Raw genomic sequence first — 16450 nt, forward strand, 5'->3', positions numbered from 1 at the left:
GGCCCGGGCCGGGGCTGGAAAGCCTCTGGCAGCACGGGGATCCCAGGGGCGAACGGATGTTCCCGGAGTTTATGTGACTGTGGGGGCGGACCGGGTGAGATTCACCCTATCGGGGGGTAGTGGGCCTCCGTGCGGGCCCGGTCGGGTCCTGGTGATCTAGGGTTCCGGATGGGCCGCCCGGAGATGGCGGCCGCCTTTCGCGTGAAACACCAACGCCCCCACCAGTAAGCGGATCTGATGATCCGTCATGGCATGCGCCAGGACGGGCCGGTATGCCCCTGGACGCGTGACCCGATCACAGGAATGGAGATCCCTGCCGATGACCGTGGACACGAGCCCGGAGGCAGTGCAGGCCAAGCAGCAGAGCCTCGCGACAGCCGCTGCCCGGAACCTTGCCACCACGACCAAGTCCGCACCGCAGATGCAGGAGATCACCTCCCGCTGGCTGCTCAAGGTGCTTCCCTGGGTCCAGGCGGCCGGTGGCGCCTACCGCGTCAACCGCCGGCTCACCTACGCCGTCGGCAACGGGGTGGTGGAGTTCATCAAGACCGGCTCCCAGGTCCGGGTGATCCCGGCGGAGCTGGGCGAGCTGGCGCTGCTGCGCGGCTACGAGGAGGAGGACGTCCTCACCGCCCTGGCCGACCGCTGCCAGCAGCGGGACTTCGGCCCCGGCGAGGTGCTCGCCACCCAGGGGGACGCCGCCGACAAGATCTTCCTGATCGCGCACGGCAAGGTCAACAAGATCGGCACCGGCAAGTACGGCGACGACACCGTGGTCGGCGTGGCCGGCGACGGCGACCGCTTCGGCGAGGACGCGCTGCTGAACCCGGACGCCACCTGGGAGTTCACCGCCAAGACCGCCACCGCCGGTGTCGCCCTGACGCTGACCCGGGCGGACTTCGCCGCCATCCGGGACAACGCGCCCAGCCTCCGGGAGCACCTCCAGGCCTTCCTGGCCCTGCCGCTCCAGGCGCAGAACGAGCGCGGCGAGGCCGAGATCGCCATGTCGGCCGGCCACCGCGGCGAGTTCGAGCTGCCCGGTGCCTTCGTGGACTATGAGCTCAAGCCCCGTGAGTACGAGCTGAGCGTCGCGCAGACCGTCCTGAAGGTCCACACCCGCGTCGCGGACCTGTACAACCAGCCGATGAACCAGACCGAGCACCAGCTGCGGCTGACGATCGAGGCCCTGCGCGAGCGCCAGGAGCACGAGATCGTCAACAACCCGGAGTTCGGCCTGCTCAACAACGCCGACTTCGACCAGCGCATCCAGACCCACTCCGGCCCGCCCACCCCGGACGACCTGGACGAGTTGCTCAACCGTCGCCGTGACCCCGACTACCTGCTCGCCCACCCGCGGACCATCGCCGCGATCGGCCGGGAGTTCAACGCCCGCGGGCTGTACCCCACCCACGTCGACCTCGGCGGGCAGCAGGTGCCGGCCTGGCGCGGGGTGCCGATCCTGCCGTGCAACAAGATCCCGGTCACCAAGGAGAACACCAGCTCGATCCTGGTGATCCGTACCGGTGAGGACAACCAGGGCGTCATCGGCCTGCACCAGACCGGCATCCCGGACGAGTACCAGCCGTCGCTGTCGGTCCGCTTCATGGGCATCGACGAGAAGGCGATCATCTCGTACCTGGTCAGCGCCTACTACTCGACCGCCATCCTGGTGCCGGACGCGGTCGGCGTGCTGGAGAACGTGGAGATCGCGCACCGTCGCAGCTGAGCGCGCGGAACAGCGGGCGCGGGCCGTAACCGGCCGGCTCGAAGATCGTTTGACCTGATGACGGACGGCCCGCCCCCCCGAAGGCGGGCCGTCCGCCTGACCATGTCTGATCACTTCTGGTCGTACCCGATGGAATATCCGTCAGGAATGCGACCGTATCTGATCTTTCTCCCCGTCTTGACCGTTCCGCCCATTCCCCTGAGGTCGGTCGGCCCGAGCCGTTCCGTCCTTCCCCGGACGACCCGAGAGGTGTGTGGAGCCCATGCCCCAGCGTCGGCAGATCCGCCGGATACCGCCCGGCGGCGGTGGGGGCGCGGCGCCCGGGCGACGGGTGCGGCTGATCGGCGCGGCCGCCTGCGTGGTCGCGGTCTGCGCGCTGGTCGGCGGAGCGACAGCCTCCGGCGCGGGGCAGTCCGGCCGGCCCCCGCGCGGTCCGGCGGTGGACGTCTGCGTGTGCGACGAGACCGACGTGTCGCTGTCGGTACGGCCGGGCGGGCAGGTGACCGTCGGCGTGGACGTGGACGTCCAGGTCGGAGTCGGCGTCGCGCCGGGCGCCGGTGGTCCGGGGCACCACGGGCCCAAGCCGCCCCACGGGCACCACCCCTGCCACCCGTCCAAACCCGGCCCCAAGCCCACCTCGAAGCCCACCTCGAAGCCCAGCCCGAAGCCGACTTCGAAGCCCACCGCGCCGCCCTTCTCCCTGCCGCCCACGACCGCGCTTCCCACCCCCTCGATGCCCTTCCCGTCGACGCCCTTCTCCTCGCCCCCGCGCCCGACGGGGTTGCGCAGCGAGCCCGGGCGGCCGGTCGAGGGGCAGGTCGAGCCCGGGCAGGTCGGGCCGGGGCACGGCGGTGACGACCACGACGACGACTGGTGGGGGGACCACGGCTGGCACCACCACCATCACCACCCGCATCCCTGCCCCAGCCCGACGTCCACCCCCACCCCCACACCGACTCGTACGCCGACCCCGACAGCCACGCTGACGCGTACGCCCACCCCCACCCCCACCCCCACGCCCACCCCAACCCCAACCCCCACGCCGACTGGTACGCCGACGCCGACGCCGACACCCACCCCGACGCCGTCGCCCACTCCCACGCTGTCGCCGAGCCCTACGCCGACCCCGACTCCTACGCCGTCGCCGAGCCCGAGTCCGTCGCCGAGCCCGAGCCCGAGCCCGAGTGCGACTCCGAGCCCGAGTGCGACTCCGAGCCCGAGTGCGACTCCGAGCCCGAGTGCGACGCCCAGCCCGAGTGCGACTCCGAGCCCGAGTTCGACGCCCAGCCCGAGTCCGGCCCCCACGCCGTCACCGACCGTGCCCACGCCGACCCCGTCGTCGCCCGGTCCGACTCCGGCCCCCACTCCGGCGCCCGCGTCACCCGCGCCCCCGGCGTCGTCGGCCCCCGCACCGCCGTCGGTCCCCGCGCCGCCACCCGCCCCGGCGCCGGCTCCGCCCGCCCCCGCGCCCGCTGTGCCCGTTCCGGCCCCCGGGGACCCCGTGCCGGCGGCCCCGAGCCCGGCCGCGCCCAGCCCCGCGGCCTCGCCGAGCGCGGTGCGTCCGAGTCCGCTGTGGCCGACCCCGTCGGCGCGACCGGTGTTCCACGCCCCGGCGACGAAGCCCGCGCCCATGGTCCGGCGCCACCAGGGCATCTCGATGACCACCACGATGCTGATGATCATGGTCCCCGCCGTGATCGCGGCGGCTGCCCTGCGGCCGGGTCGCGGTGGCCGAGGACGCGGTGGCCGCTCGGGTTCGTCCTGACCGTTTCCCGGCGGTCCGTCGACCGGTTTCCGGTCGGCGGCGGCCCCGCCCCTGCGGCCCCGCCCCGGTCCCGGTCGGCCCGAGGCCGTCCCCCTGAACCTTTTCCTTTCCGTCACAAGCCAAGCCAGAGAAGGGAGTTCCCATGTCCGAGTGGGTGGCGTTGATCATCGCCATGGCGTCGGCCTGTGCCGTCGTCGTGGCGGTGGTGGTGCTCAGGCAGCGCCGACCGATCGAGGAGAGCACCGACGAGACCCCGGACGTCATCGAGTACATCACGATGATGATCGGGGTGGTCTACGCGATCGTCCTCGGTCTCGCCATCGCGGGTGTCTGGGAGGCGCGCGGCGCCGCACAGGACGACCTGTTCCGCGAGGCGCAGTCGCTGCGCGAGGTGAGCGACCGCGCGGTGATCTACCCGGTGGAGTTCCGGGACCAGGTCCGGGCCGACGTGGACGCCTACGTCTCTTACGTCGTGAACACCGAGTGGGACTACATGAAGGAGAACGGGGCGATCACCGAGAAGGGCGACCAGTTGCTCCAGAAGCTCCAGAACGACGTCGCCACCCGGGCGCCCGCCTCCGACCTGGAGTCGCAGTCCTACCAGCCGATCATGGACCGGGTCAGCGAGGCATCGGAGGCCCGCAATTCGCGCGGGCAGAACGCCGGGCCGACGATGCCCGGGGTGGTCTGGCTCGGTCTGATCGGTGGTGCGGTGGTGACCGTCGGCATGCTGTTCGCGCTGCAGATCCGGCGCACGCCGCGGGAGTTGACCCTGGCGCTCTGCTTCAGCGTGCTGATCGCCTTCCTGCTGTTCATGATCTGGGACTTCGACAATCCGTTCTCCCGGAGCGTGTCGGTGACCACCCAGCCGTTCGAGGACCTCTTCCCCTCGCTCAACCTCGGCGGCTGAGCGGGCGGAATCCGCTCGGTGTCGGCCCGGTGTCGGCTCGGCCTCCGCCCGGGATCCGGCCAGGTGATCTTCGGATAATCTGGCCCGGATCGTCGGGGGCCGGCCCCGGCGGAAGGAACAAGGGGATCCTCAGCAGTGTCCGACCCGACGCCGGATCTCGGCGCCCACTACCCGCCGGCCCGCCCGGAGCGCGCCTGGTTGTGGCTGCCCGCCTCGGAACGGCTCCGGCGGAAGAAGCAGCGCCGGATGTGGGAGGAGTACCGGAAGCGCTACCGCCCGGAGGACGAGGCCAAGGCCCGGCGGCGCAAGCACCTCCGGGACGAGGGTACGGACTGCTGCCTCGACGGCTGCTGCGAGATCGCCGACCCCTGCCTGATCGCCCTCATCCCCGTGATGATGGTCTCCGGCGTCCGGTTCGCCCTCACCGGCGCGCGCGGACGCCGGACGGCCGACCCGTCGGCCCCCGCACCGCGCGGGTTCGCGGCCGGCGTGCTGTACGGCGCGGTGCGCCACTACCGCACCGAGGTCAGCCCCCGGCGTCCGGCCTGCTGCCCGTACACGCCGTCCTGCTCGACCTACGCGGTGCAGGCACTGCACCGGCACGGCGCGCTGCGCGGGGCCCGGCTGACGGCCGGACGGCTGCTGCGCTGCCGCCCGGGCGCCGGCGGGACGGACCCGGTGCCGCCGCGCTGAACCCGCGCCGACTCTCGGGCGGTCGAGGCAGCACGGAGGCACGGACGGCCCGCGCGGATTTTCCGCGCGGGCCGCCGCTCACGCACTCATGCGCTCATGGCCGACGGGCCGTCAGCGGAGGCTGCTGTCCATCGAGTTGAGCATCGTGCCGGAGGCGTCGTCGTTCTCCAGGGAGAAGGCGAACAGCCCGCCCAGGCCCTTGCTCTTGGCGTAGGCCCCGCGCGCCTGGACGGCCTGCGGAGTGTCGCCGGTCCAGAAGTTGGTGCCGTCGTAGACCCAGCTGCTCTCGGTGACCGGGTCCCAGTGGGTCTGCGCCGCGGTCGGGTTGAGCTCCTTCCAGGCGGCCAGGCCGGCCTCCTGGCTCAGCGGCTTCTTCGCCGTCGGGCCGGTCGCGCTCTGGTACAGGCCGTAGTTGGAGCCGGCCGGGACACCGGTCCAGCCGCGCCAGTAGAACGGGATGCCCAGCACGATCTTGTTCGCCGGGAAGCCGCCGGGGATGCCGTACTCGGGCAGGCCGGTGGTGTACGCGGCGATCGTGGTGTCCACGTTGTACTTGCGGGTGCCCGGGGTGATCGGCGTGGTCGGGTCGGCCGGGCTGTCGTGCAGCGGGTCCTGGTGGTTGGTCGGGCCCGTGGCGTCCCACGCGCCGTGCATGTCGTAGGACATCACGTCGGCGTAGTCCAGGTAGGCGCCGATCTTGTCGGTCTCCAGCTGGGCGACCTTGTCCTGGCCGCTGGGCAGCGCGGCGGTCAGCAGGTACCGCTTGCCCTGGGCGGCGCCGAGGGCGTCCAGCTGGGTGCGGAACTCCTTGAGCAGCAGGGTGTAGTTCTGCTTGTCGGCCGCGGAGTAGTGGTTGCCGGTGTGGCCGCCGGCCGAGCCCGGGTACTCCCAGTCGAGGTCGACGCCGTCGAAGAGGCCCGCCGCCGAGGCCGGCCCGCCGGAGGCGTCACCGGCCACGCCGGTCGGCAGGTTCCCCTTGAGGAACATGTCGACGCAGGAGGAGACGAAGGCCTTGCGGGAGGAGTCGGTGGCCGCCGCGTCGGAGAAGTACTTGGAGTACGTCCAGCCGCCGATCGAGATGGTGAAGCGCAGGTTCGGGTACTTGGCCTTCAGCTGCCGGAGCTGGTTGAAGTTGCCCTTGAGCGGCTGCTCCCAGGTGTCGCTGCTGCCGTCCACACTGGTGCCGGCGCCGTAGTCGGCCTGGTAGTCGGCGTAGGCGTCGCCCGCGCCGTCACCGGCGTTCGGGTTGGACTCGTTGGCCGAGTCGGAGGCCTTCACCGCCTGGAAGCAGGTGAACTTCGTCGGGTCGATGTTGGCGAACGCGTAGTGGACGACGTCCAGCTTGGCCGCCGCGCCGCTGGTGTCGACGTTCTTCGCGTTGTACGCGTTCTCGTAGACGCCCCACTGGTCGAAGTAGGCCGAGCGGACCGGCTGCTGGGCCGGGGCGGCCGCGGTCGTGGTGCTCACCGGGGCGGACTGGGCGGAGGCGTGGCTGCCGGAGTAGCCCTGGACGCTGAAGGTGTAGCTCTTGCCCGGCAGCAGCGAGCTGACCGCGACGGAGGTGCCCATCGAGGTGGCGACGAGCTGGCCGTTGGACCACACCTTGTAGGCGACGGCGCCGTCACCGCTGGTGAGGGTGGAGGGCTGCCAGGTGAGCACCACCGCGTTGGACGTCGTCCTGGTGACCGCGAAGCCGGTCGGGGTGGTGACCTTGCCGTCCCCGGCCGGGCCGCTCGCGGTGGCCGTCGGGGTCGGGGTGGCGGTCGTGGGGGTGCCGGTCGGGCTGTTGGTCGCCGTCGGGCTGCCGGTGGCGGTCGGGCTGCCGGTCGCCGTGGGACTCGCGGTCGGGCTGGCCGTGGCGGTCGGACTCGCGGTGGCCGTGGGGCTGGCGGTCGCGGTGGGCCCGGCCGGGCCGGTCAGGGTGAGGTCGTCCGCGTAGTACGTGCCGGTGCCGTACCAGCCGTGGGTGAAGACCGTGACGGAGGTCGTGGTGGCACCGGTGGTGAAGGTGGTGCTCAGCTGGTTCCAGCCGGTCCCGCCCGGCGTCCAGACCGAGGAGTTGACGCCGGTACCGGTGGCGCCCAGGTAGACGTAGCTGCCCTGGACCCAGCCGGCCAGGGTGTACGTGGTGTTCGGCTGGACGGCGACGGTCTGCTGGCACTGCGCGGTGTCGGCGGCCGAGGCGGCGCCGCTGAGCGCGCGGCTCCCGCCGTGCACCGGGGTGGTGACGACGGACCCGTTGGAGCAGGTCCAGCCGGCCAGGGTGCCGGTCTCGAAGTCGCCGTTGGCCAGCAGGTTGACCGGGGCGGCCGAGGCGGAGCCGAAGGTCAGGGCGATGGCGGCGCCGCTGGTGGTCAGGGTGGCGGCCAGGGCCAGCGCGGTGGCCCGTCTGCGCTGGGCGGCCCGGCGGCCGGCACGCTCCCCGGCGGGGTTGGCGGGCCGTGCGGGCATGACGCGATCGTGCATGCGGTGGGTCCTCCGGATGTGTGGGGGTTCCGGCGGTGCGGTGGCCCGGACGGGCCGAGGGGAGCCGGCCCGGGCGCGGTGGGGGCGCGCGGGCTGGTGACACGTGCTGACGAGCGGTGCGCGGACACGACGGGCTGCCGGCCCGTGCACGTCACGACTGAACAGATTGGACTGGACCAATATTCGCCGTCAAGGGTGTCCGCCCGCTGGACCGCCTCCGGCCCCGGCAGCGGCGGCCCCGGACAGCGGCGGCCGGGGTGGCGCGGGCCCGGTAGGTTGGCCGGTACGAGCAGGCCCGTCGAACGCAGGAGGCGCGATGGACAGCCAGGACTGGGACGACCGCTACGCCGCGAGCGAGCTGGTGTGGGGCGCGGCGCCCAACCAGTGGGTGGTCCGTGAACTGACCGGCCGCACCCCCGGCCACGCCCTCGACCTCGCCGCCGGAGAGGGCCGCAACGCCATCTGGCTGGCCGCCCAGGGCTGGGAGGTCACCGGACTGGACTTCTCCGCCGTCGCCCTGGAGCGCGCCGAACGGCTCACCGCCGACCTGCCCGACGAGGTCGCCGACCGGCTCACCTGGCGCCACGGCGACGCCCGTGCCTTCGAGGCCCCCGCCGTCGGCTACGACCTCGTCCTGGTCGCCTACCTCCAGATCCCGGCCTCGGGCCGCCGGGCCGCGCTGCGCCGCGCCGCCGACGCGCTCGCCCCCGGCGGCACCCTGCTCGTCATCGGGCACGACCTGAGCAACCTCACCGAGGGCGTCGGCGGCCCGCAGGACCCGGCCGTGCTCTTCACCCCCGAGGACGTCCTGGCCGACCTCGCCGACCGCGGGCTGCGCCCCGTCCGGGCCGAGCGGGTGCACCGTACGGTCGGCGGCGAGCCCGGGCACAAGGGCGGTGAGGCCGGCGTGGGCGGACGGGTCGCGGTGGACGCGCTGGTGCGGCTGGAGCGCGGCGCCGGGTGACTCCCGGCTGTCGGCCCTCGGGGAGGCCGGTGGCACCTGCCGTCCGGCGGAGCCCGGTCCGCCCGGCGGCGTACGACGGCTGACGAGACGTCAACTAGCGTGTGAGTCATGAGGATTCGCGTGCTTCCGGCGGCCGTGGTCGCCGCGCTGCTGCTGGCCGGTTGCGGTGGTGCGGGTCCGGGCTCCGGCTCCTCCGACGAGGAGCGGCCGGGGCCCGGGCCGGCCGGCGTGTCGCCGACCGGCCCGCCCTCGGCCACCGTGCCCTCGGACAGTGCGCCCCCGGCCGGTGTCGAGCGTCGCGCCGACGGCGCCCAGCTGCTCTACCGCGCCGGGGGCGGCCGCAGCGCGCAGAACCCGGCCTTCTCCCCGGACGGCCGCTCCGTCCTGCTGACCGAGTTCAGCGGGGGCTACAACAAGGGCGCCGCCGCCCTCGGCGTCCTGTCGCTGGACGGCGGCGCCCCGCGCACGGTGGTGGCGGACCCCGACCGGGCGGCCGTCAACCTCCCGGGCGCCAGCTGGAACGCGGCCGCCGACGCCTTCGCCTTCGCCACCGACCGGGAGTCCGAGCACGACGAGATCTGGCTGATGCGGCCGGGCGGCGCCCCCGAGCGGGTGACCGGGCACGCCGACGGCAGCGGCTACAGCGAGCCGAGTTTCTCCCCGGACGGCGAGTGGATCGTCTTCCAGCAGAGCCGGGAGCCGGAGCACGCCGCCCTGCCGGGCGACGCGGCCGAACAACAGGACTCGCTCTGGAAGGTTCGCCGCGGCGGCGGCGCTCCCGTCCTGCTGGTGGACGGCCGGGGCACCGGCACCGACAACCGGCAGCCGAACTGGTCCCCGACGGGCGACCGGATCGTCTTCCAGCGGCGGAGCGCGGGCCGCGAGGACTGGTCGCTGTGGACGGTGGACCCGGACGGCGGCGGACTGCGGCGGGTCACCGGGGCGCCGGGCGAGCACACCGACCCGAGCTGGTCCCCGGACGGCCGCTACCTGGTCTTCTCCTCCACCCTGGGCGACCTGCCGAACGCCCAGGTCTTCGTGCTGGAGGCGGCCGGCGGCACTCCCGTCCGGGTGACCGGCGACGACGGCGCCTACGACGGCGCGCCGAGCTGGTCCCCGGACGGGCGGTGGATCGCCTTCGAGTCCGCCCCGGGCGGCGAGGCCGGCCCCGCCGCCCTCTGGCGCATCCCGGCGCCCGGCCTTCGCTAAAGGGCCTGGCCGACGGTGATCGTCACCACCGAGTACTGCGCGACGGTCAGCGGCACGCTGACCGTCCCACCGGTGACGGTGTACGGGACGGCCTTGGGCGCCGGGTCGGTGCCGTCCGGACTCGCGACGGTGACGGCGGAGACGCTCGCCCCGGCCGGGAGGGCCCAGGAGAGCGTGCAGTTGGCGGGCGCGCTGCGGAACGCCGCCGGGGTGTCGCCGAAGTTGGTGAAGTTCACCAGGTGGACGACGGTGTCGGTGCCGAGCCGTCGGGCGTCCAGGAAGATCCGGCGGTCCCCGGCGAGGGTGACCTCCGGCGGGGCGGACTGGCGGACGGCGGTGAGCAGTTGGTCGGCCGAGGCCTGGTCGGTCCGGGTGAGGTAGTTCAGCCCGGGCAGCGCCTTGACGTACCAACAGCTGCCGCTGCCGTAGGAGTTCTGCCTGGTGGCGGGCAACGGGTCGGCCCTGCGCAGGCCGAGCACGTCGGAGAGCGCGAACTCGCTCCGCTGTCCGCCAAGTTCGTCGAGCGCGGTGGGTGCCGGGCCGGTGATCACGATCGTCCCGCCGGCCGCGACGAAGCCGCGCAGCAGTGCCGCCTCGGCGTCCGAGACCGCCTGGAGGTTGGGCAGCAGCAGGACCTTGAACCGGGCCAGGTCGTCGGCGGTCAGGCCGGGACTGGGCACCGTGTCGAACGGGACGTGGGCGTAGACCAGCGCCTTGACGGTGCCCCGGAACTCACCGAGCCAGGGCAGCGAGGCGCAGCTCATCTCCGGGTCGTCGCCGCCCCACCAGTCGGCGATCCCGGCCGGGGCCGTGGCGTTGACGTACATCCCGTTGCCCTCGCCGGGGGACACGTAGTCTCGGGACGGCGCGGAGTGGTAGACGCCGACCCGCGCGATCGACACCGGGTCGTAGAGCCTGGTCTGGTTGGTGCGCACGAAGCGGTACATCCGGGTGCGCATCGCGGCGTCCACGGTGTCGTTCTTGAACGGGGTCTTCACCTCGTACGGGTTGCAGCCGGCCGCGATCAGCTGGGACATCACCAGCGAGGCGTCGTCGGCCTGCCAGCCGTAGGAGAACGCCCAGGCCGGCTTGGTGCCGCTGGCGGCGCGGGCGTACTTGTACATGGAGATCAGGCAGACCCAGTCGGCGGCGGTGGCGTGCCGCATGCCGTCGTAGTTGCCGAGGATGTCCACCTCCCAGACCTGGCTGACGGCGCCGGGGGCCTGGCGCAGGTAGCCGCCGTCCAGGCCGATCGAGGTGGCGTAGCGGTAGTCCATCGACACGGTCTCGACGAAGGTGACCAGGTCGGGGTTGACCGAGCGGCCGGCGTCGGCGATGTCCAGCTGGAACCGGAGCAGGTTGCGGTGGCGCCACTCGACGTAGCGGCGGAAGACCGGGTCGGCGAAGTTCGCGGCCTTGGGCAGGGCGAGGCCGGTGTCGGCCTTGAACGCGGCCGCGCCCCAGGTGGAGGCGTCGCACCAGGAGAGCACACCGTCGAAGTAGATCGGGACGTCCGGCCAGATGCCGTCCACGCCGGTCGCGGCCACGCCCTTGATCCGCTTGAGGTAGTAGTCCCGCCAGGGCGAGTTGGGGCTGAGCCAGACGCTCTCGTCGCCCGGGTCGACCCAGACCACCACGCTGCCGTAGAACACGTTGGGCTTGCCGGCGAGGTCGCGCTGGACCCAGTTCTTGCCCTGGTCGTTCTTGTAGAAGGAGCGGCCCTTCTCCCCGCCGGGGGAGATCAGCTCCAGCGACGGGTAGTACATGACGACCTTGAGGCCGGCCGCGTGGGCCAGGCCGGTGAACTGCTTCACCTCGGCCATGTGGGCGGCGAACTGGGCGTCTGTGAGCCAGTCGGAGAGCAGGGTGTCCAGCTCGATGACGCTGACCTCCTGCGCCTTGAGGGCGTCCACGGCGCTCTGCATGTCGGCGGGCTCGTTGAAGGTGCCGTCGGCGATGCGGGCGTAGCGGGCCCAGTCCGGCCAGGTCTGTGCGGCGGCTCCGGCGCGCAGCCCGGCGTGGGAGGACGGCCAGAGGCCGTCGTACTGCGCCGTGCCGAATTCGTGGTCCCGTGCCGGGGCGGCCCAGGCCGTGCCGCCGGGCAGCAGCCGGACGGTGGCCAGCGCGCCGCCGGCGCCGAGGCCGGCCCGGAGCAGCCGGCGCCGGCCGAGGCGGGATCCCTCCGGTCGCTGCGGTGCTGCGTGCTGTTCGGTTCCGTCGTGCCGTTCGGTTCCTTCGTGCTGCTCGGGCATGGTGGTCCCCCCAGCGAGAGCGGGCGGCGCGCTTCGGCACGGCCCGGGAACGGTCGTGAGCACTGCGAGTCGTGGGTACTTCTCCGTCGTGGGCACGGTGAGGCGTGGGCACCGCGATCGGCGCGTGGACGGCGCGTCGGTGCTGCCGGGCGCCGTCCCGGGGCCGACCCTAGACCGTGTGCCGCCCCGGCCGTCCGGTCGCGGTCCACGGTTACGCCAGACGTCGGACCGCCGGTTCCCTCAGTGTGCGGACCGTTGTCGGGGTGAGGTCCGGGGGAGTACGGGGTACAGGTGCTCGCAGGGCGCCGTCGATGATCATAAATTCTCTACAGTGCTGTAGATTCGCGGCACGGACGGTGGCAGAACGGAGGAGGACGCGATGAGCGTTTCGCTGGCCAAGGGGCAGAAGATCAGCCTGGAGAAGCCGGGGGGTGGGCAGCTGAGCCTGGTCCGGATGGGCCTCGGCTGGAAGGCGGCGGAGCGCAAGGGCTTCCTCGCCAAGCTGCTCGCCGCCGGCCGGGAGATCGACCTGGACGCCTCGGCGGTGCTGTTCGCCCAGGGGCGACCGGTGGACGTGGTGTTCTTCCAACACCTCAACAGCAACGACGGTTCGGTCCGGCACAGCGGGGACAACCTGGTCGGCGGCGCGGGCGACGCGACCGACGACGAGTCGATCACGGTCAACCTGACCACCGTCTCCGCCGAGGTCGACCAGATCGTCTTCACCGTCAACTCCTTCACCGGGCAGACCTTCCAGGAGGTCGAGGCGGCGTTCTGCCGGCTCGTGGACGAGACCACCGGCGTCGAGCTGGCGCGCTACACGCTCACCGGCGGCGGCCCGTACACCGCGCAGATCATGGCCAAGGTGCAGCGCACGGAGACCGGCTGGCAGATGGCCGCGATCGGCCAGCCGGCCAGTGGGCGGACCTTCCAGGACCTGATGCCGGAGCTGGTCAAGCACCTCTGATCGCCCGTGGAGGGTTCCGGCTCCCCGGCGTTCCGGCGTTCCGGCGTCCTGACGCCCTGTCGGGCCGGAGCCCCGAGCCCCGGCGCCCCGGCGTCAGTCGATGTCGCGGCGCCGGAACCCGGCCAGGGCCAGGGCGATCAGGGCGGCCGCGACCAGGGTGAGCACGGCGAGCGGCGTCCAGTCCATCGCGGCCGCCGGGAGCCGGGGCACCCGGCCGTACGGGGAGAGCCGCTCCAGGCCCGCGGGGAGGTCGAGCAGCGGGCCCAGGTAGCCGATCACGAAGGCGTAGCCGGGCACCAGCCAGGCCAGTGGCGCGGCCCGGGGCAGCCAGCCGTACACCGCGGCGGCGAAACCCACCGTCACCCACTGGGCGGGCGCGAAGGCCAGTGCCGCGCCGGTCAGCCGCAGGAACGCGCCCCCGTCGCCGCTGGACAGCGCCCCGGCCAGGCCGAAGCCCACGCCCGCCGCCAGCAGGACGGCGGTGGAGCCCAGCAGGGCCGCCGCCAGGTGCCCGCCCAGCCAGGCCGACCGTGACACGCCGGTGGCCAGCACCGGCACCGCCCGTCCGGCGCTCTCCTCGGCACGCGGGCGCAGCGTGGCCAGCACCGCGTGGACGCCGCCGAGCACGGCGACCACCAGCATGGTCAGCGCGGCGTAGGAGTCGGCGAGGGTGTGTCCGCCGAGCCGCTCCAGCGCCTCTCGGATCCGGTCGACGTCCCCCAGCATCGAGTCGGCTTCGCCGAGCAGCGAGCCGTACATCGCGCCGACCAGCAGCAGGGCGGCCGCGAAGCCGCCGAACAGACCGCGGTGCAGGCGCAGCGCCAGGCCGAACGGGGTGCCCAGGGCCGGGCCGCCGGTGGCCGGGCCGGGACGGGCGGCGCGCAGGCCGGCGCCGTGGTCGCGGCGGCTGCTGAGCGCGAACCCGGCGGCGGCGGTCGCGGCGGCCAGGGCGAGCGCGGGCAGCAGCGGCCACCAGCGGTCGTCCACGAAGGGGTAGCTGCGCTGCAGCCAGCCGATCGGGGAGGCCCAGGAGAGCGCGCCCGAGCCGGCGTCCCCGGCCGCGCGCAGCGCGTACGCGCCGCCGAGCACGGCGAGGGCGAGCCCGGAGGCGGTCCGGGCGTGCGCACCGAGCTGGACGGTGACGGCGGCCACCGCGGCGAACAGCAGCCCGGCGAGGGCGGTCGCGGCGCCGTACAGCGCCGATCCGCCGGCGGTGAGGCCGGGGACGCCCAGCGCGGGCAGGCCGGCCGCGAGCAGCAGGCCGAGCGCGAGGTCGGCGACGGCGGCGGTGGCCAGGGCGGCGGCGAGCGGGGCGTGCCGGCCGACGGCGGCCGAGCGGAGCAGTTCGGCGCGGCCGCTCTCCTCCTCGGCCCGGGTGTGCCGGGTGACGGTGAGGACGCTCAGCAGCCCGGCCAGGACGGCCAGCAGACCGAGCATCCGGTGGCCGAGCATGGCGCCCCAGGTGTAGTCGGCCAGGTAGTGGGCCGGTCCGCTCATCGCGAGCATCGCCGGGTTGTCCGAGCCGTGGGCGATGGAGGCGCGGTCGGCGGCGGTCGGGTAGAGGGTGTGGACGCTGTTGGCGGTGGACAGGGTGACCAGCCAGAGGCCGAGCACCCACGCGGACAGCCGCAGCCGGTCGCGGCGCAGGGCGAAGCGGAGCAGCGCGGTGGTGCCGGCCAGGGTGGTGCGGGTCGCCGTGCGGCGAGGGGCGGCGGCGCGGTCGGTGGCCGGTTCGGCGGCGGTGGCGGTCATCGCAGGGCCTCGCCGTCGGCGCGGTGCCCGTCGGCGGCCGGCTCGTCGCCGTAGTGGCGCAGCATGAGCTCCTCCAGCGTGGGCGGGTGGCTGAGCAGGCCGCGCAGTCCGGCCGCGCTCAGGAGCCGTACGGCGGCGTCGAGTTGGGCGCCGTCCACGGCGAACCGGACCCGGTCGCCCTCGGTGTGCAGGCCGTGCACGCCGGTCAGCGCCTCCAGTCCCGGGACCGGGCGCAGGGTCCGGGCCTCGACGGTGGTGCGGGTGAGGTGGCGCAGCTCGTCGAGGGAGCCGCTCTGCACGACCCGGCCGTGCCGGACGATGCTGACCCGGTCGCCCAGCTTCTCCACCTCGTCCAGGATGTGGCTGGAGAGCAGGACGGTGCGGCCGTCCTCCTTGGCCCGGCGCACGACGTCCTGGAAGACCACCTCCATCAGCGGGTCGAGGCCGGAGGTCGGCTCGTCGAGCAGCAGCAGCTCGGCGTCGGAGGCGAGCGCGGCGACGATGGCGACCTTCTGCCGGTTGCCCTTGGAGTAGCTGCGGCCCTTCTTGGTCGGGTCGAGGGCGAAGCGCTCGATCAGCTCGTCGCGGCGGCGGCGGTCGAGCCGGCCGCGCAGCCGGGAGAGCAGGTCGATGGCCTCGCCGCCGGTGAGGTTGGGCCAGAGCTCGACGTCGCCGGGCACGTAGGCGAGGCGGCGGTGCAGCTCGACGGCGTCGTGCCAGGGGTCCTTGCCGAGCATGCGGGCGCTGCCGCCGTCGGCGCGCAGCAGGCCGAGCAGGACGCGGATGGTCGTGGACTTCCCGGATCCGTTGGGCCCGAGGAAGCCGTGGACCTCGCCGGTCTCGACGGTGAGGTCGAGGCCGTCCAGCGCGGTGGTCCGGCCGAAGGTCTTGCGGAGGCCGGACAGGGTGATGGCCTTGGTCATGGTTGTGAAGCTATCGTAGTTTCAGAAAAACGTGAATATTGAGAAGCGTTAAAGTTCGACAGGGACGAGTGATCACCGGAAAGGGGCTCAGGGTGGCGCGGGGAACGAAGGGGCCGGGGGAGCCCGAGGAGGAGCGCGAGGACAAGGCGCTGTCGGACTTCGTCGAGCGCTTCGCCGCGGAGCTGGTGGTCGCGGGCATGGGCCGGATGCCGTCCCGGATCTTCTCCTGCCTGATGGCGGAGGAGAGCGGAGTGCTCACCTCCGCCGAACTCTCCGAACGGCTGCGGATCAGCCCGGCGGCCGTGTCCGGCGCGATGCGCTACCTGATCCAGGTCGGCCTGGTCGCCAAGGAGCGCGAGCCCGGCTCCCGGCGGGACCGCTACCGGGTGCTCAACGACGTCTGGTTCGAGTCGCTGACCCGGCGCGACGAGATCATGCTGCGCTGGATCCGGGTGCTGCGCGACGGCGAGGCCACCGTCGGCGCCGGCACCGTGGCGGGGGAGCGGCTGGCGGAGAGCGCCGCCTTCTTCGAGTTCATGATCGACGAGCTGCACGGGATGCTCGGCCGCTGGCGCGAGCACCGCGCGGCCGGGACGCGGTAGCGGGTCGGCCCGGACGCGGAGCGTCGGCACGGGGTGCGTTCCGCGGCGGGAAGACCGTGCTCACCGGCCCGGTGGAGATCCCCCGCTCCGGGGAGCCGCTGCCGACCGTCGGTCGGCGCTACTCGGTGTTGGACTCCGTGGGGCGGGACGGGGGCGGGAGGGCGTGTCAATCCCGGGCGGGGGCGCCCGGGACGGACCGTGGGCCGCCCGTGACGAGCCGG

Annotated in this window: 12 protein-coding genes; 7 read left to right on the forward strand and 5 right to left on the reverse strand. The window is 73.5% G+C overall.

Annotated elements, in window-relative coordinates; genetic code table 11:
• Nucleotides 1-319: 319 nt before the first annotated feature.
• On the forward strand, nt 320-1726 hold the full coding sequence (locus ACFWJ4_RS29835; RefSeq protein ID WP_380549225.1) for a family 2B encapsulin nanocompartment shell protein: 1407 nt from the start codon (nt 320-322) through the stop codon (nt 1724-1726).
• 903 nt (nt 1727-2629) lie between these two features.
• Here ACFWJ4_RS29835 and ACFWJ4_RS29840 read toward each other — a convergent pair.
• Nucleotides 2630-3409, reverse strand: coding sequence for a hypothetical protein (locus ACFWJ4_RS29840; RefSeq protein WP_380549228.1), 780 nt, complete (start codon nt 3407-3409; stop codon nt 2630-2632).
• Nucleotides 3410-3633: 224 nt separating this feature from the next.
• On the opposite strand from ACFWJ4_RS29840, the gene ACFWJ4_RS29845 reads away from it, so the two are divergent.
• Nucleotides 3634-4401: a hypothetical protein gene (locus ACFWJ4_RS29845; RefSeq protein ID WP_359902690.1), complete on the forward strand. Its 768-nt coding sequence runs from the start codon at nt 3634-3636 to the stop codon at nt 4399-4401.
• 135 nt (nt 4402-4536) lie between these two features.
• Complete coding sequence (yidD, locus tag ACFWJ4_RS29850) at nt 4537-5094, forward strand: membrane protein insertion efficiency factor YidD (protein ID WP_359902688.1); 558 nt, start codon at nt 4537-4539, stop codon at nt 5092-5094.
• 111 nt (nt 5095-5205) lie between these two features.
• On the opposite strand, the gene ACFWJ4_RS29855 is transcribed toward yidD, so the two are convergent.
• Entirely contained in the window at nt 5206-7560 is a 2355-nt protein-coding gene (locus ACFWJ4_RS29855; protein WP_380549231.1) for a glycosyl hydrolase family 18 protein, read from the reverse strand.
• A 316-nt stretch (nt 7561-7876) separates the two neighbouring features.
• Between ACFWJ4_RS29855 and ACFWJ4_RS29860 the strand changes: the two genes are divergently transcribed.
• Nucleotides 7877-8524, forward strand: coding sequence for a class I SAM-dependent methyltransferase (locus tag ACFWJ4_RS29860; protein WP_380549234.1), 648 nt, complete (start codon nt 7877-7879; stop codon nt 8522-8524).
• A 108-nt stretch (nt 8525-8632) separates the two neighbouring features.
• The gene (locus tag ACFWJ4_RS29865; protein WP_380549237.1) at nt 8633-9733 is read left to right on the forward strand and encodes a hypothetical protein; all 1101 of its coding nucleotides are present in this window, start codon (nt 8633-8635) and stop codon (nt 9731-9733) included.
• Here the strand turns inward: ACFWJ4_RS29865 and ACFWJ4_RS29870 are convergent.
• Nucleotides 9730-11985, reverse strand: a complete 2256-nt coding sequence (locus tag ACFWJ4_RS29870) for a hypothetical protein (RefSeq protein ID WP_380549239.1) — start codon at nt 11983-11985, stop codon at nt 9730-9732. The two genes, ACFWJ4_RS29865 and ACFWJ4_RS29870, sit on opposite strands and share 4 nt — an antisense overlap.
• Nucleotides 11986-12364: 379 nt before the next feature.
• On the opposite strand from ACFWJ4_RS29870, the gene ACFWJ4_RS29875 reads away from it, so the two are divergent.
• Nucleotides 12365-12952: a TerD family protein gene (locus ACFWJ4_RS29875; RefSeq protein ID WP_359902675.1), complete on the forward strand. Its 588-nt coding sequence runs from the start codon at nt 12365-12367 to the stop codon at nt 12950-12952.
• A 93-nt stretch (nt 12953-13045) separates the two neighbouring features.
• Here the strand turns inward: ACFWJ4_RS29875 and ACFWJ4_RS29880 are convergent, their stop codons facing one another.
• Both ACFWJ4_RS29880 and ACFWJ4_RS29885 read right to left on the reverse strand, forming a co-directional pair.
• The gene (locus tag ACFWJ4_RS29880) at nt 13046-14704 is read right to left on the reverse strand and encodes an ABC transporter permease (RefSeq protein ID WP_380549242.1); all 1659 of its coding nucleotides are present in this window, start codon (nt 14702-14704) and stop codon (nt 13046-13048) included.
• A complete protein-coding gene (locus ACFWJ4_RS29885) occupies nt 14701-15627 on the reverse strand; it encodes an ABC transporter ATP-binding protein (protein WP_380351368.1) in 927 nt (308 codons plus the stop codon). Before ACFWJ4_RS29885 ends, ACFWJ4_RS29880 begins: the two co-directional genes overlap by 4 nt.
• A gap of 92 nt (nt 15628-15719) precedes the next feature.
• Here ACFWJ4_RS29885 and ACFWJ4_RS29890 point away from each other — a divergent pair, with 92 nt between their 5' ends.
• Nucleotides 15720-16229, forward strand: coding sequence for a GbsR/MarR family transcriptional regulator (locus ACFWJ4_RS29890; protein ID WP_380549245.1), 510 nt, complete (start codon nt 15720-15722; stop codon nt 16227-16229).
• Nucleotides 16230-16450: the final 221 nt, after the last annotated feature.

The organism is Kitasatospora sp. NPDC127067 (assembly GCF_042724755.1).
Classification (GTDB): Bacteria; Actinomycetota; Actinomycetes; order Streptomycetales; family Streptomycetaceae; genus Kitasatospora; species Kitasatospora lactacystinica.